The 14717-nt window shown below is 63.9% G+C and carries 15 protein-coding genes; 9 read left to right on the top strand and 6 right to left on the bottom strand.

The annotated features are described in order from the left end of the window. The first annotated feature begins 21 nt into the window (after positions 1 to 21). From cysW to IVB22_RS22150, 5 genes are all read left to right on the top strand, one after another. On the top strand, positions 22 to 957 hold the full coding sequence (cysW, locus tag IVB22_RS22170) for a sulfate ABC transporter permease subunit CysW (RefSeq protein WP_247519629.1): 936 nt from the start codon (positions 22 to 24) through the stop codon (positions 955 to 957). Then, on the top strand, positions 947 to 1996 hold the full coding sequence (locus tag IVB22_RS22165; protein ID WP_247519374.1) for a sulfate/molybdate ABC transporter ATP-binding protein: 1050 nt from the start codon (positions 947 to 949) through the stop codon (positions 1994 to 1996). Before cysW ends, IVB22_RS22165 begins: the two co-directional genes overlap by 11 nt. 195 nt (positions 1997 to 2191) lie before the next feature. Next, entirely contained in the window at positions 2192 to 2689 is a 498-nt protein-coding gene (locus IVB22_RS22160) for a CAP domain-containing protein (protein WP_247519373.1), read from the top strand. Positions 2690 to 2825: 136 nt separating this feature from the next. Further along, the gene (locus IVB22_RS22155) at positions 2826 to 4001 is read left to right on the top strand and encodes a DUF3734 domain-containing protein (RefSeq protein WP_247519372.1); all 1176 of its coding nucleotides are present in this window, start codon (positions 2826 to 2828) and stop codon (positions 3999 to 4001) included. A 5-nt stretch (positions 4002 to 4006) separates the two neighbouring features. Continuing rightward, positions 4007 to 4795: a 3-hydroxybutyrate dehydrogenase gene (locus IVB22_RS22150; RefSeq protein WP_247519371.1), complete on the top strand. Its 789-nt coding sequence runs from the start codon at positions 4007 to 4009 to the stop codon at positions 4793 to 4795. A gap of 29 nt (positions 4796 to 4824) precedes the next feature. On the opposite strand, the gene IVB22_RS22145 is transcribed toward IVB22_RS22150, so the two are convergent. From IVB22_RS22145 to IVB22_RS22135, 3 genes are all read right to left on the bottom strand, one after another. Continuing rightward, positions 4825 to 5655, bottom strand: coding sequence for a sulfite exporter TauE/SafE family protein (locus IVB22_RS22145; RefSeq protein ID WP_247519370.1), 831 nt, complete (start codon positions 5653 to 5655; stop codon positions 4825 to 4827). A gap of 282 nt (positions 5656 to 5937) precedes the next feature. Continuing rightward, positions 5938 to 7305, bottom strand: coding sequence for a polysaccharide biosynthesis C-terminal domain-containing protein (locus tag IVB22_RS22140; protein WP_374207606.1), 1368 nt, complete (start codon positions 7303 to 7305; stop codon positions 5938 to 5940). Between the two features lie 223 nt (positions 7306 to 7528). Beyond that, positions 7529 to 8365: a protein-disulfide reductase DsbD domain-containing protein gene (locus IVB22_RS22135; RefSeq protein ID WP_247519368.1), complete on the bottom strand. Its 837-nt coding sequence runs from the start codon at positions 8363 to 8365 to the stop codon at positions 7529 to 7531. 135 nt (positions 8366 to 8500) lie between these two features. Here IVB22_RS22135 and IVB22_RS22130 point away from each other — a divergent pair, with 135 nt between their 5' ends. Beyond that, entirely contained in the window at positions 8501 to 9151 is a 651-nt protein-coding gene (locus IVB22_RS22130) for a YqgE/AlgH family protein (RefSeq protein WP_247519367.1), read from the top strand. 168 nt (positions 9152 to 9319) lie between these two features. Here the strand turns inward: IVB22_RS22130 and IVB22_RS22125 are convergent, their stop codons facing one another. Then, complete coding sequence (locus IVB22_RS22125; RefSeq protein ID WP_247519366.1) at positions 9320 to 10207, bottom strand: TauD/TfdA family dioxygenase; 888 nt, start codon at positions 10205 to 10207, stop codon at positions 9320 to 9322. Between the two features lie 146 nt (positions 10208 to 10353). Further along, positions 10354 to 11133 (bottom strand): SDR family NAD(P)-dependent oxidoreductase, encoded by a 780-nt coding sequence (locus IVB22_RS22120; RefSeq protein WP_247519365.1) that lies wholly within the window; start codon positions 11131 to 11133, stop codon positions 10354 to 10356. Between the two features lie 83 nt (positions 11134 to 11216). On the opposite strand from IVB22_RS22120, the gene IVB22_RS22115 reads away from it, so the two are divergent. The 3 genes from IVB22_RS22115 (at position 11217) to IVB22_RS22105 (ending at position 12966) form a co-directional block, all read left to right on the top strand. Continuing rightward, positions 11217 to 11723 carry a GNAT family N-acetyltransferase gene (locus IVB22_RS22115; protein WP_247519364.1) on the top strand — a complete coding sequence of 169 codons (507 nt, stop codon included), beginning with the start codon at positions 11217 to 11219 and terminating at the stop codon, positions 11721 to 11723. Positions 11724 to 11761: 38 nt separating this feature from the next. Continuing rightward, complete coding sequence (locus tag IVB22_RS22110; RefSeq protein ID WP_247519363.1) at positions 11762 to 12496, top strand: SDR family NAD(P)-dependent oxidoreductase; 735 nt, start codon at positions 11762 to 11764, stop codon at positions 12494 to 12496. A 101-nt stretch (positions 12497 to 12597) separates the two neighbouring features. Beyond that, entirely contained in the window at positions 12598 to 12966 is a 369-nt protein-coding gene (locus tag IVB22_RS22105; protein WP_247519362.1) for a CsbD family protein, read from the top strand. A 97-nt stretch (positions 12967 to 13063) separates the two neighbouring features. On the opposite strand, the gene IVB22_RS22100 is transcribed toward IVB22_RS22105, so the two are convergent. Beyond that, positions 13064 to 14717: SGNH family hydrolase (locus tag IVB22_RS22100; RefSeq protein WP_247519361.1), on the bottom strand; the 1654-nt coding region annotated here is incomplete at its 5' end.

Here is a 14717-nt window from a genome sequence, read left to right as displayed (position 1 = left end):
TTTGTGACGCCAGCGACACCGATGCGGGCCTATGCGTCAACAGCCGACCTCGCGATCTCCCCGCCATCGCACCGCGAGGCGAGCGACCGGGCACGCGCGGTTGCTTCGCCGAAAGACCTGCGGACCGAGCCCGCACCCGTCCGCTTCGTCATTATCGCGCTTGCCGTCACTTTCCTCACCGTCTTTGTCGTGCTGCCGCTGGTCGTGGTGTTCGCATCGGCCTTTTCGAAAGGCATCAGCGCCTATTTCTCCGCGCTGGCCGAGCCGGAGGCGCTTTCGGCGATCAGGCTGACGCTGCTGGTTGCGGCGATCTCGGTCGCCTTGAACCTCGTGTTCGGCGTGATCGCGGCCTGGGCAATCGCGAAATTCGAATTCCGCGGCAAGACTTTCCTGATCACGCTGATCGACCTGCCGTTCTCGGTCAGCCCGGTTATTTCGGGTCTCGTCTTCGTGCTCTTGTTCGGCGCGCAGGGCTATTGGGGCACGTGGCTACAGGCGAACAACATCCACATCCTGTTCGCGGTGCCGGGCATTACGCTCGCCACCATCTTCGTGACGTTTCCATTCGTCGCCCGCTCGCTCATTCCGCTGATGCAGGAGCAGGGCACGCAGGAGGAAGAGGCCGCGATCTCGCTGGGAGCATCAGGCCTGCAGACCTTCTTCCGCGTCACTCTGCCCAATATCAAATGGGGCCTGTTGTATGGCGTACTGCTGTGCAACGCGCGCGCCATGGGCGAGTTCGGCGCGGTGTCTGTCGTGTCGGGCCATATCCGCGGCGAGACCAACACCATGCCGCTGCTGGTCGAAATTCTCTATAATGAGTATCAGTTCGTGGCGTCGTTTGCGATTGCCTCGCTGCTGGCGATGCTGGCCTTGATCACGCTGGTCGTGAAGACCGTTCTCGAACAGCGTCTGGACGAAGGACAAACCCCAAGGGACGATCCACGTGACCATTGAAGTCAAAAATATCGTCAAGAAATTCGGCGCGTTCGCAGCGCTTGACAATGTCGATCTTAAGGTCGGCAAGGGCGAATTGCTGGCGCTGCTTGGTCCGTCCGGTTCGGGCAAGACCACGCTGTTGCGGATCATCGCAGGCCTCGACTGGCCCGACGCCGGGGAAGTGCGGATCGACGGCGAGGATGCGCTGGGACACGGCGCGAGCGAGCGCCATGTCGGATTCGTGTTCCAGCACTACGCGCTGTTCCGCCACATGACGGTGTTCGAAAACGTCGCCTTCGGCCTGCGCGTGCAGCCGCGTGCCATCCGCAAGGACGAGGCCACGATCCGCGCGCGCGTCAAGGAATTGCTTGATCTGGTGCAACTCGACTGGCTGGCCAATCGCTATCCCAGCCAATTGTCCGGTGGCCAGCGGCAGCGCATTGCGCTGGCGCGTGCGCTGGCGATCGAGCCGCGCATCCTGCTGCTCGACGAGCCGTTTGGCGCGCTCGACGCCAAGGTGCGCAAAGAGCTGCGGCAATGGCTGCGGTCGCTGCACAATGAGATCCACGTCACCTCGATTTTCGTCACTCACGATCAGGAAGAGGCGCTCGAAGTCGCCAACCGCGTGGTTGTGATGGACAAGGGCCGTATCGAACAGATCGGCTCGCCCGGCGATGTCTATGACAATCCCGCCACCGCCTTCGTCCATGGCTTCATCGGCGAATCCATCGTGCTGCCGGTGGAGGTTACCGGCGGCTCGGTGCGGCTCGGCGGCCGGCCGCTCAATATCGCCGCCGACGGCGCGGCCTCCGGCGCCTCAAAACTGTTCGTCCGCCGCCACGACATGCAGATCGGGCCGGCGGGAACCGGCTCGCTGGAAGGCGCGGTGCGCCACGTCCGCTCGTTCGGCCCGATCCAGCGGGCGGAGGTCACGCTCTCGGGCGGCGAGGGCAAGACCGTGATCGAGATCGACGCTCCCCGGGACCGGGAACTCCAGGCCGGCGAGATCATCGGCCTGCAGCCCCGCCGCTACCGGATCTTTGCCGCCCAGGAGTGAATTCCGTAGCCCGTAGCCCGGATGGAGCGCAAGCGTAATCCGGGGCCGCTTGCCACGCGGACGGACCGTTCCCGGATTGCGCTTCGCTCCATCCGGGCTACCGCGCCCAGCAATGACCGCCAAATCGCACCCCCGTTCACCATTCAGCCACGGTTGGTATGCAACAACGGCCGTCCAGCCTTGGGGGATTCTTCAGTGAAACGGGCGACTACCGCGATTATCGGGCTCTTGCTGCTTGCCGGCTGCTCGGCAGACGTCAAAATCCCGGATCAGCCGGCCATGTATCTCGACATGGCGCAACCCGGCGCCACGCTCGACACGGTCGCCGCCGCGATCATGATCTCGCAGTACCGCCAGAACAACGGCCTCGGCACCGTGGTGGTCGATCCCGAGCTAACCCGGCTCGCCGAACAGCAGTCGCAGGCGATGGCGGCCCGCAACAAGATGGACCACAATGTGAAGGGCCCGCTGGACAAGCGGCTGGGAGCCTCCGGCTATCCGGCCAAGCTCGCCGTCGAAAATGTCTCGGCCGGATATCACACCCTGGCGGAAGCCTTCTCCGGTTGGCGCGACTCGCCGCCGCACAAGGCGAATATGCTCAAGAACGGTGTCACAAAATTGGGCATCGCGGCGGCTTATGCTCCAGGCACCAAATACAAGGTGTTCTGGACGCTTATCCTTGCATCAACCTGAAGCAGGTCCGGTTGCGGGCTTCGATGCCTCACAAGGCGGTAAACTCGGCGTGATCCTTGCTTCGATCTCGCCGATTGACGCCGTCGCGAACTGCCGCCACGGTGCCGGCCTCTCTGCCCACTGATTGACGGTCACGATGGATCATTCAAACCCCGCGCCCGCAACCACGCCTGCCAAAGCGCAGCGCGTGCTGGTCCTGCAGGGTGGCGGCGCGCTCGGATCCTATCAGGCCGGCGCCTTTCAGGCGCTGTGCCGCTCGGGCTTCGAACCGGAATGGGTCGCGGGCATTTCGATCGGCGCCATCAATGCCGCGATCATTGCCGGCAATGGCCCTGAAACGCGCGTCGATCGCCTCAAGGAATTCTGGGAGATGGCGTCGTCTCCGGTACCGTGGAATCCCGTACCGACCGGCGACCGCGCGCGCTCGCTGTTCAACGAGACCAGCGCCGCCCTGATCGCCACCTTCGGCGTGCCCGGCTTCTTCACGCCGCGCATTCCGCCGGCGCCGCTATGGCCGCCGGGCAGCCCGCAATCGCAAAGCTATTACGACACCGCGCCGCTGAGGAAGACGCTGGAGCGGCTTGTCGACTTCGATCGCGTCAACGATCTGAAGACGCGGCTCAGCGTCGGCGCGGTCGGCGTGACATCGGGTAATCTCAAGTATTTCGACAGTTTCGAATTCAGGAAGCACGGCAAGAAGATCGGGCCGGAGCACATCATGGCCTCCGGCGCGCTGCCGCCCGGCTTTCCCTCCGTCGAGATCGAAGGCGAGCATTACTGGGACGGCGGCATCGCCTCCAATACGCCGCTGGATTACGTGCTCGGCCATGAAACCCAGCGAGATCTCCTGATCTTCCAGGTCGACCTGTTCAGCGCGCGCGGAGAATTGCCGACGTCGCTACTGGAGGCCGCCGAGCGCGAGAAGGATATCCGCTATTCCAGCCGCACCCGCATAACCACCGACAAGAACAAGCAGATCCACAACGCGCGGAAGGCGGTGCGCGATCTGCTCGGCAAATTACCGGATCATTTGAACAACGATCCGTCGGTCGAATTCCTGCGCAAGGCAGCGAAGGAAAACACCGTCACGGTCGTGCACCTGATCTACAAGAGCAAGAACTACGAAACCTCATCCAAGGATTACGACTTTTCGCATGTCGCCATGGTCGAGCACTGGAACGCAGGCGTCCGCGACGTTCATCAGTCGATGCGTCACAAGGACGTGCTGGAGGGTCCGCAATCCGGCGAGACCATGATGGCCTACGATATGACGAGGGATGCTCCCAAATCCCCCGGAGCCAAGCAGGAGTGAATGCAATGGGTACATTAAAAGGCAAGACCGCCGTCGTGACCGGCTCGACCAGCGGCATCGGATTGGCTTACGCGCGCGCTTTCGCCGGCGCCGGCGCCAATGTCGTCCTCAACGGCATGGGCGTCCCGGCCGATATCGAGCGCGAGCGTTCCGGCATCGAGACCGATTTCAAGGTACGCGCGGTGCATTCGCCTGCCGACATGACCAAGCCCGCCGAAATCGCCGAAATGGTCGCGCTCGGCGAGAAGACCTTCGGTTCGGTCGATATCCTCGTCAACAATGCCGGCATCCAGTTCGTCGCCCCGATCGAGGAGTTTCCGATCGAGAAATGGGACGCGATCATTGCGATCAATCTGTCATCGGCGTTTCATGCCATCCGTGCCGCCGTGCCCGGCATGAAGAAGCGCGGCTGGGGCCGCATCATCAACACCGCTTCCGCGCATTCGCTGGTGGCTTCGCCATTCAAGTCGGCCTATGTCTCTGCCAAGCACGGCATCGCGGGGCTGACAAAAACGGTGGCGCTGGAGCTTGCGACCTTCAAGATCACCTGCAACTGCATCAGCCCGGGCTACGTCTGGACGCCGCTGGTCGAGCACCAGATCCCCGAGACCATGAAGGCGCGCAACATGACCAAGGAGCAGGTCATCAAGGACGTGCTTCTTGACGCCCAACCGACCAAGGAGTTCGTGACGTCAGAGCAGGTTGCTGCGCTGGCACTGTTCCTGTGCAGCGACGATGCAGCCCAAATCACCGGGTCCAACTACTCCATCGACGGCGGCTGGACCGCCGAGTAGGGCGAATACGAAATTGCCGGGAGCACGCTCTAATGGGTGCTGCTCCTGGCAAAGGCCGCGATGCTCTCCGGCGACAAATGCAGCTCATTGACGACAAGCTTGCCGGCAACCAGAACCAGAACGGAGGCCAGTACCAGCCTCAACACCGTCTCCGGCACGCGAACCGCACAGTAGCTGCCGATAACGATGCCGGGCAATGAGCCTATCAGCAGCACACCCATGAGCGCCCAATCGACGGAACCGAGCGCCCAGTGGCCGATGCCGGCCACCAATGTCAGCGGCACCGCATGCGCGATGTCGGAGCCGACGATGCTCGCCATCGGCAGGCGTGGATAGAGCAGCAGGAGCGCGGTGACGCCAACTGCGCCGGCGCCTACGGACGAAATCGAGACCAGCACGCCCAGCGCGACGCCGACCACCACGGTCGCGCGGCCAGTCGCCGAGGTATCGAGCTGTTCCATATTCGGGCGGTATCGATCCATGATCGCCTTGCGGAAGATCAGCGATGTCGCCGTGAGGATGAGCGCAAAGCACAGCACCAGATTGACCAGGCTGCGCGCGGATTCCCCGTTGAGGTCGAGCTGCCACAGCACGAGCAGCGTTACGATGCTCGCCGGGATGCTGCCGCTGGCAAGGCGGATCACCGCCGGCCAGTGAATGCTGCGGGCCCAGCCATGCACCAGACTGCCGCCGGTCTTGGTCGCCGCGGCGTAGAGCAGATCGGTGCCGACCGCGGTCGATGGATGGATGCCGAACAGCAGGATCAGCAACGGCGTCATTAGCGAGCCGCCGCCGACGCCCGTCATCCCGACCAGCACGCCGACGCCGAATCCCGACGCTACGTAGAGGGGATCAATCATATCGGGGAGATAGTTTCATTCGCATGCTCGACATATAGCAGCGCCGCCCGCAGGGGGCCTAACAATCGTGCCGGTTTGGCTGAAATAAGAATGTTTCTTGCGCACATTGGAGTTCGCTGGTTTTTTTCCCCATCATGCCAGCGCCTGACGATAACGACGTCCTGCCGCCTCACATGAAACAACCGTTCAGGCGCCAGCGGCCAGCGCACTCGGGATCGTCGGTTTCCAGGGGGCAGGCTGGCTCAAGTGCGCCGCACATCAATGCCAGTTGGGTCGCCCGGATCAGCGTTTGCCGAACGCCAGCACGTGCAGTCCGAGCCGCCGGCGCACGATCCAGAACAGCAGCACCGTCTCGAACGCCAGCGAGATCGAGGTCGCGGCCGCAGCGCCATGGCCGCCGAAACGCGGCACCAACATCACGCACAGCACGAGGTTCATGGCGAAGGCGAGCGCATAGGCCAGCGCGCAGATGTGCTGGTGGCCGAGCATGTTGAGCAGCCGCTCGACCGGACCGATGGCGGATCGCACCACGAGGCCAATTGCGGCAATGAACATGATGTCGTAGCCGACCACGAATTGCGGTCCGAACAGCCACAGCAGCGGCTTGCCCAGCGCCAGCAGCAGGATGGTCGCGGCCAGCGACGGCCAGAATGTCCACTGGATCGCGTGTGCCACATAGGCCGACAGCCGCGCCTTGTCGCCCTGCGCGTGGTACTCGGCAAAGCGATGCGCCGTCGTCGCCGCCATCGCATAGTGAATGAAGGAGACCAGCGCCAGCGTCTTCACCACAGCGAAATAGACACCGACTTCTTCGGAGGAGCGGAACTGTTGCAGCACCAGCACGTCGGTGTAGGACAACAGCAGATAAAAGCTTTCCACCATCAGGATCGGCAGCGAGACCGCGAGCCAGCCGCGGAAATCATAGGCCTTCGGGCCAGGCGCGATGTGGCCGCCGAGCCTGCGGTTCAGCACAATCATCTGGCCGATCATCGCGATCCAGACCGCCGCGGCGCTGGCCCACATCGCGGCGGTGGCGCCGAGATTGAAGCCGAGCACGAAGGCGCCGGCGGTGAGGCCGATGATCAGCGACTGGCGCACGATGAATTGCGGCATCAGGCCAAGCCGCATCCAGTCATGCGAGCGCGCGATGCCGTCCTGTGTGTTGGCGACGACAAACGCCGGCAGCGTCAGGCAGCCGATATAGAGGGGAACGATCGCGTTGGCGTCGATCCACGGCGACAATCCCTTCACCACGCCCGCCAGCAGTAGCGATACGATGGAGGAGACGGCGAACGTCATCCAGCGGCTGCCGGAGAGGAAGCCGCGCAGCAGGGCGTGCTCGCCGCGGGTTCGATACTCCGGAATGATCTTCTGCGCGGATGCCGAGATGCCGAAATCCATCATGCTGCCGAGCAGCAGCACCCAGGTCCAGACATAGACATAGACGCCGTAATCCGAGCCGCCCATCCAGCGCGCCAGCAGGATCTGCGCGAAATAGGCGAGCGCCGCGCTGAAGACGCGGATGATGAAGATCGTGCCGGCCAGCCGCTTGGTGACGGAGGCCTCATTGGAGCCGCCAAGCAGCGCGCGCAGGCGCGCGATTACGCCGGCAGGCGAGGCGGTTGCGGATTGCGTATCCATCACGGCCACAAGGGTGCATCCCCGAAACGCGCCGCGAGGTGGCGGCGATGACCGGATGTATCAACCATTCGTTAAGATTCGGTTGGGTGGGAGGCTTGTCGTTCCTGCGAACGCAGGAACCCATAACCACAGGGCGTAATGGTGTGAAAAGAGGGAAACTACCAGATCGCCTCACGACGTCCGCCGCGGCGTATGGGTCCCGGCTCGCGCTTCGCTTGGCCGGGACGACGAGCTAGTTCAAACTGACGTTGAACTCGTAGGCCCGGTCGCCACCGACCAGCGTCAGTTTGAGCGCGGCGCCTTCAGCGCTGGCGCCGGGCGGCAGGCCGTCGAGTTCGAAGGCAAAGCGTTTGACGCCGGGCGGGCTTTGCTCGACCAGCTTGGGAACCGGCAGCGCCCAGTCGGGCGTCGGCCCCTCGACGAACAGGCTGACCTCCTTGGCCTCGGGCGCGGTCACGTCGACCAGCACGTTGCTTTTGCCCTCGCGCTTGACGTCGCGGATGGTCAGCGGATTGGGGTCGCCGACATTGGCGGGCTTCGGCACGGTATTGAGCGCATCGGACAGGGTGCCGTCCTCGGTGCTTGCCACGCTCGCAAAAGCGAGTTCGGCATTGGCTTCGACCGGAATGCAGAGCTTGTCGCAGACGGCATAACTGACATGGGCGCGCAGCGTCACCGGCTTGTCGGCATTTTTGGCGACGATCCGCAACGGCAGCACGACCTGCTGCTTGTATCCCAGCGCGGTGCCGCCGGCGCCGTCGTCGAATTTCATCGGCGCCGGCCACAGCACGGTCACGGCTTCGACATTGTCCGATTTGGAAAAGTCGAAGCGGGGCGGGACGCCGGAATCGCCGGGCGTCCGCCAATAGGTCTTCCATCCCGGCTGCAACTGGATGGCGACGCCGCCGAGCAGTACCGTGCCGCTGCGCGATCCCGCCAGCAAGCGCACTGCGGAATGTGCGTCGCGTTGCCACGGCGAGGCATCCTCGGCGCGAACCTCCGACGTAGCACACGCGACACATAGGGCGGCGACGCCGAGCGCGGCGCGCAGGGGAACCATCACGATCATGGGACGTCTTTACAGGCAAGTTTCGAAGCAAACCATTGAATTGCGTGTGATCGGCAGCCGAATGATGCCGGAAGCTTGATTGACAGAAACCGCACCCGATATCAGGATGTGTATGAGCAGGAGAGGCCTTTGCGGATGAGCCCTGAAGGCAAGACATCGAAGCCCGTCCGCCGCAAAGCCGCCGGCTTTGGCGACAATTCGTCCGGCGAGGGTTACCTGGACGGCCGGCTGCTGATCGCCATGCCGGTCATGGGCGACCCGCGCTTCGAGCGCTCCGTCATCTATATGTGCGCGCATTCGTCGGAAGGGGCGATGGGCATCATCGTCAACCGCCCGGCCGGCAGCATCGATTTTCCGGGATTGCTGGTGCAGCTCGACATCATCGAGAGGGCCGACCAGATCAAGTTGCCGGAACATGCCGAGACCATGCAGGTGCTGAAGGGCGGCCCGGTCGATACCGGCCGCGGCTTCGTGCTGCATTCGAGCGATTTCTTCATCAAGGACGCGACGCTGAACATCGACGACGGCATCTGCCTGACCGCGACGGTGGACATCCTCAAGGCGATCGCCAAGGGCAACGGGCCAAAGCACGCGATCCTGGCGCTGGGCTATGCCGGCTGGGCGCCGGGCCAGCTCGAGAACGAGATCCAGCACAATGGCTGGCTGCATTGCGACGCCGACGCGGATCTGATCTTCGGCGACGACGTCGATGAAAAATACCAGCGTGCCTTGCGCAAGATCGGCATCGATCCCGGCATGCTGTCGAACGAGGCCGGGCACGCGTAGGCCGGCGTCGGCGAACGGTGCGACACTCTCGGTGTCGTCCCTGCGAACGCAGGGACCCATAACCACCGATGTCGGTTGTTGCAGTTGATGACTGCCACATCGCCTTACCGATAGGCCGCGGCGTATGGGTCCCTGCGTTCGCAGGGACGACGATAGTTGTGTCGTTCCCTACTCCGCCGCCTGCTGCTGCACCGTCGGCTCGGTGCCGGCTACCGTCGCGCGGCGCATGTCGCGCGGCTGCGACTGGTCGTAGCGCCGCACGCGGTGCATGGTCTGGCGGTTGTCCCACATCACGAGGTCATGCAACGTCCATTTATGGACGTGGACGAATTCCGGCTGCGTGGCGTGCTCGGTGAGGTCGCGCAGCAACAGCCGCGCCTCGGGCATGCTCATGCCCCTGATGGCGCCGGCATGTGATGACAGATACAGCGACTTGCGGCGGTGCACTGGATGCGTGCGCACCAGCCGCTGCAGCACCGGCTTGAACATCTCTTTCTCTTCGTCGGTGTAATCCAGGAAGCCGAGCGAGCCGCGCGAATACATCAGCGAGTGCTCGCAGATCATGTCCTCTATCTCGGCCTTGGTCTCATCCTCGAGCGCGTCATAGGCCGCGCGCATGTCGGCGAATTCGGTGTTGCCGCCCTTGGGGTTCACTACCCGCGCCGACAAAAGCGAAAATTTTGCCGGGATCGGGCGGAACGAGCTGTCGGAATGCCACAGGCAGTTTCCGAGGTTGAACAGATGGGTGCGGTTGTCGCGCGCCAGCGGCTTGCCGTCCTTGCCGAGGTTGGAGACGTCGTTCAGCCCCGACGTCAGGCGGTAGTCTTCCTTCTTGGTGATGGTGCCGCCCCGCGCCTTTTCGCGCTCGCCGAAATTCAGCGCAAAGGCCAGTTGCTGTTCGTCTGATATGTCCTGGTTGCGGAACAGCAGCACGGCGTATTTGTCCATGCCGGCCTCGATGTCGGCCGCCTCCTGCGGCGTCAGGGGCTTTCGCAAATCAACGCCCGAAACTTCGCCGAAGAAATGTGGATGAAGCTGCCGGATCGTAACCGTCATGGCGTCTCTCCCGTATGCGGCGGGCGGGTTAACCCGCTTCGTTTGCAGAAAAAGTTACTCCGTGGCGGCCGGGTGTCAACGTTTGGGGACGCATGCGGCATTGCGTTATCCGTGTCCCGGACGCGGCGCAGCATCTGGGGCACGCCTCACGCATTCCGCGCCATTAGGCCGCCGTCCACGGGGATGACAGCACCGGTCAGGAACGAGGCCGCCGGCAGGCACAGGCTCAGCGTCATATGCGCGACTTCCTCGGGGTCGCCGTAGCGCCCGAGTGCAGTGCGGCGTTTGGCGTAGATCGCCTTGTGTTCGGCGGCGATCCGGGCGGTCATGCCGGTGAGGATCGGGCCCGGGCAGATGCAGTTTACCGTGATGCCGTCGCGGCCAAGCTCAACCGCAAGCGAGCGCGTCAGGCCGACGACGCCGGCCTTGGCGGCGGAGTAGGGGCTGTGCAATGCGGTAGCGCCGAGCGCTTCGGTCGAGGCGATGTTGACGATCCGCGGCGATTTCGATTTGCGCAAGTAGGGCAACGCGGCGCGGATGATGCGCTGATGCGCGGTCAGCATCACCGCCAACCCTTTTGCCCAGGACTCGTCATAGCCCTCGTCGTCGATCGCGACGCGAACGGAGATGCCGGCATTGTTGACGATGATATCGAGTCCGCCGAAATGCGCCGCGACCTCGTTGACGACGGCGGTGATGTTGTAGCGGTCGGTGACGTCGAGGGTCCACGCCTTTGCCGCGCCGCCGCTTGCCGTGATCTCGCTGGCCACGGCCTGCGTGGCCTCGGCGCTGATGTCGGTGACGGCGACGTTGGCGCGGTCTGCGGCGAACACCTGCGCGGTGGCGCGGCCCATGCCGCTGGCGGCGCCGGTGACGAGGACGGTCAGGCCTTTGACCGAGCGGCTGAGCCGTTTGAAATCTGACATGCTGGGGTCCGGACAAGGTGCTGGATTGACAAGGCTGGCACCGATCCGCAGACAGGTCAAACCAGGCAGGAACAGGTGCAACGGTGGCCGATATTTCCCCTCTGCAGATTCGTCGCCTTGAGACTTCAGACGCCGCCCTCTACAGGGACATCCGGCTGGAGGCGTTGGAAAGAAATCCCGAGGCTTTCGCCAGCACGTTCGAGAGGGAAAACGCGCAACCGCTGTCGTGGTTCGAAGCGGTGGTTGTCCGCGCAGATATCTTCGGCGCATTCCTTGACGGGGCGCTCGTGGGAATTGCCGGATACGCCGCGCCGGAAGGTTCGAAGCAAGCGCATAAAGGGCTGCTTTGGGGCATGTATGTTCGAGCCGCTGCGCGAAATTTGAATCTTGGAAAAAGACTTGTTGCCGCCGTGCTCGACCATGCACGCGGGCGCGTTGAGATGGTTCAACTGACTGTGGTGAACGAGAACAAGGCAGCGTGCCGGCTTTACGGCGCCATGGGCTTTGTCGAGTACGGCTATGAAAAGCGAGCCCTGAAGCAGGACGGCCAATATTATGATGAGGTTCTCATGGTCAAATTCCTCGACTAAGATTTAGGTTAGGACGAACCAAGAAAAGGACCGCAGGGATGAATGAGCTCGATTTCAGCGGCAAGCAGGTGTTGGTGGTCGGCGGCTCCAGCGGTATCGGCAACGGCATCGCGCAGGCCTTCCGCGGCAAGGGCGCGCGCGTCGCCGTTTGCGGCACCCGCGCGAACCCTGCCGATTACTTCGCCGGCGAAGGATCGGATCTCCAGGGCCTCGAATACTCGCAGCTCGACGTCAGTAACCCGCAGGCGATCGAGAAATTCGAGCCGTCCTTCGAAAAGCTCGACGTGCTGGTGCTGGCGCAAGGCGCAGTGATCTATCGTCGCGGCGAATTCGAGATGAACGGTTTTCGCAAGGTCCTGGAAGTCAACCTGATGAGCCTGATGGCATGCGCAACCAAATTCCAGGCGATGCTGAGCGCGAGCCAAGGTTCGCTGATTATCGTCAGTTCGACCGCCGCCTATCATTCCACCATGGGCAACCCGGCCTATAACGCCTCGAAGACCGGCGCGGTGGGCTTGACGCGCACGCTCGGCGAGGCGTGGGCCGAGAATGGCATCCGCGTCAATGGCATCGCCCCCGGCCTGGTCGACACCAAGATGACCAAAGCGACGACATCAAATCCGAAGCGCCTCGAAGGTGCGCTGGAGCGGATCCCGCTGAAGCGGCTCGGCACGCCTGCCGACATGGCCGGTGCGGCGCTGTTCCTGGCCTCGCCGCTTTCGTCCTACATCATCGGCCAGACCATCGTGGTCGATGGCGGGCTTATACTTTGAGCCAAGCGTTCTGAACCGAGGCATTCCGAGCGTTTTAGGAACCCGAACGGGTCTCGCCGGTTAGCTCCCCAAGAAGGACAAGGAAAACAGGAGCGACCGCGATGGACAAGGATCGGATTGCCGGCTCGGCCAAGGATTTTGCGGGTAAGGTCGAAAGCACTGTCGGCGATATGGCTGGCGATGCGAAGACGCAAGCCGAGGGCCGCGCGCGCGAAGCGGCCGGCGCGGTGCAAAATCTCTACGGCCAGGCCAAGGATGCCGCCCGCGATGCTACGGATGCCGCCGTCAACTATGCCAAGGACGCGTATGAAAACAGCGGCGACACCGTTCGCAGCGGTCAGCATGCGGTGGCGAAGACCGTGCAGGAAAATCCGCTCGGCGCGCTGCTGGTCGCAGGTGGAATTGGATTTGCGCTGGCGCTGTTAATGACGCGCCCGCCGCGCCGCCCGCCGCCGCGCTGGCGCTACTAAGGATAGAACGGTCTTCATTGGTTTACCGGGCGATGCGATGCATCGTCCGGTCCCGGCGATGCGATGCATCGTCCGGTCCGCGTCTCACCGTGAGGCATCAGAATCGTGTGAGATTGCCCGGCGGGACCGGCGGAACCTCGGCCGATCGTCCGACACTACCCGGCGGGCGCGGCACGCCTGGGGCCATGGGTCCCGGGGCCACGGGTCCGCGCGGCGGTGCGGCCGCAGGCGGCGCGGGCTGACGCGGCGCCGCGCCGAACCCGCCCGCGCCGAAGCCGCCGAAGAAATCGCGCAGCGACGGCCCATTGTTTTGCGCGGGTCGGATCTGCATCGGCTGCTGCGGCTGCTGCCTCTTCTGTTGTTGAAATGTTTGCTGCGGCGGCGGTAGCAGAAGCTGCTTCTGTCCGGGCACTGCCGCCACCGTTCCGCTCGGCGAGGCGGCTGCTACCGGCGTGTCGCCTTTGGCCTGCTCGCGGCCGATTTCCCGGCGCGGCCAGGCATAATCGTCGGCGCGGCCAGCCGGTGCCGCCAGCGCTTCACCCTTCACCAGCGTGCGCGCAGCGAGCGCATCCACCCCGGCCGGGCGCGAGCCGGGACCACCGAGCAACTGATCGGTGCCGACAGAAGAGGCCACCAGCGGCATGACCGGTCCGGCCAGTGGACGCGGCGCCGGCTGGCCGGGCGCGACATTGGCCTCGGGCGTTGCCGGCTCGATCGGCACGGCGATCGGCCCGGAGCGCGAGGCAAGCAGGCGCGTCACCTCGCGTTCGACATAATGCGCGAGCTTGCGCGCGCCGGGCTTGGTGAAGAAGACGCCGTCGGCCGTGCGCAACTGGCGGATCTGGCCTTCGAAGTCGGGACCTTTTTGCAGGAAGCGGCCGGCTTCATCGACGAAGCCATCCCAGACATCGACATAGGTGATGCCGGCCTTGCCCGCGCCATCGCGATACAGCGCATCCAGGAACAGCATGTCGGATGTTCCCTTTTGCCCGCGGATCGCAGGCAGGCCGACCCACAACACCGGCACGCCCTTGGATTTCAGTACGCCAATTAGCTCTTCGATCTTCTTGGCGTAGAGCTCGACCCAGCGCTCGTCGCGAAACTCGTAGAGCCCGCCGCCGGAGCGCGCGCTCTTTTCAGGGGCGGTGATTTGCGCCGCATCATCGTCCTCGGCATCGTCAGCCTTCGCGGTATCAGCCTTCGCGGTATCAGTCTTGGCGGTGTCTGCCTTGGTTCCATCAGCCTTGCCGGCATCGGCCTTGGCAGTATCAGTCGCGCCTTCGGGCTTGGGCTTTGCATCGCCCGGCTTGCCGCGCGCGTCCTTCTTGTCTTCCTTCTTGTCGCTCTTCTTCTCAGGCGCCGCCTCGCGGATGGCCTGGCGGTCGTGGAGGCCGAGCATGACGACGATGGCATCCGGCTTTTCGGTGGCGAGGATGCCCTTTGCGGCCGCGGCCCAATCGGCGGGCTCGCCGCGCGGCTGATACTTGATCAGGCCGGAGACGGTCTTGTGTTTGCGGATCACGCCCATGTCGGGCTGCTCGCTATAGGCGTCTTCGAGACCATAGCCGAGCCAGTCGGCCGCGGCATCGCCCAGCACCAGCACGTTACGTTCCGGCACCGTATCGCGCTTGGCGGGCCCAGGCGCGCGCGAGAAATCCTGGCGCGGCGCTTGTTGCGGGGCCTGCTGCTGGAATGGCGCAAAGAAATCGCCGCCGAACCAGCTGCCGCCGCTGCGCGGGGCGGGGCGGGAG

The sequence above is a fragment of the Bradyrhizobium sp. 190 genome, assembly GCF_023073415.1.
In the GTDB taxonomy this organism is placed as follows: Bacteria; Pseudomonadota; Alphaproteobacteria; order Rhizobiales; family Xanthobacteraceae; genus Bradyrhizobium.
The sequence above is the reverse complement of the archived record's forward strand: the minus strand, read 5'-3'. Positions and strand labels throughout refer to the sequence as shown.

What these genes read in the sequence shown, in the direction of transcription:
- IVB22_RS22125 (WP_247519366.1), bottom strand. Translation starts at nt 10,207, where the DNA reads ATGACGGTTACGATCCGGCAGCTTCATCCACATTTCTTCGGCGAAGTT.
- IVB22_RS22105 (WP_247519362.1), top strand. Translation starts at nt 12,598, where the DNA reads ATGGACAAGGATCGGATTGCCGGCTCGGCCAAGGATTTTGCGGGTAAG.
- IVB22_RS22155 (WP_247519372.1), top strand. Translation starts at nt 2,826, where the DNA reads ATGGATCATTCAAACCCCGCGCCCGCAACCACGCCTGCCAAAGCGCAG.
- IVB22_RS22145 (WP_247519370.1), bottom strand. Translation starts at nt 5,655, where the DNA reads ATGATTGATCCCCTCTACGTAGCGTCGGGATTCGGCGTCGGCGTGCTG.
- IVB22_RS22130 (WP_247519367.1), top strand. Translation starts at nt 8,501, where the DNA reads ATGAGCCCTGAAGGCAAGACATCGAAGCCCGTCCGCCGCAAAGCCGCC.
- IVB22_RS22150 (WP_247519371.1), top strand. Translation starts at nt 4,007, where the DNA reads ATGGGTACATTAAAAGGCAAGACCGCCGTCGTGACCGGCTCGACCAGC.
- IVB22_RS22120 (WP_247519365.1), bottom strand. Translation starts at nt 11,133, where the DNA reads ATGTCAGATTTCAAACGGCTCAGCCGCTCGGTCAAAGGCCTGACCGTC.
- IVB22_RS22135 (WP_247519368.1), bottom strand. Translation starts at nt 8,365, where the DNA reads ATGATCGTGATGGTTCCCCTGCGCGCCGCGCTCGGCGTCGCCGCCCTA.
- IVB22_RS22110 (WP_247519363.1), top strand. Translation starts at nt 11,762, where the DNA reads ATGAATGAGCTCGATTTCAGCGGCAAGCAGGTGTTGGTGGTCGGCGGC.
- cysW (WP_247519629.1), top strand. Translation starts at nt 22, where the DNA reads ATGCGGGCCTATGCGTCAACAGCCGACCTCGCGATCTCCCCGCCATCG.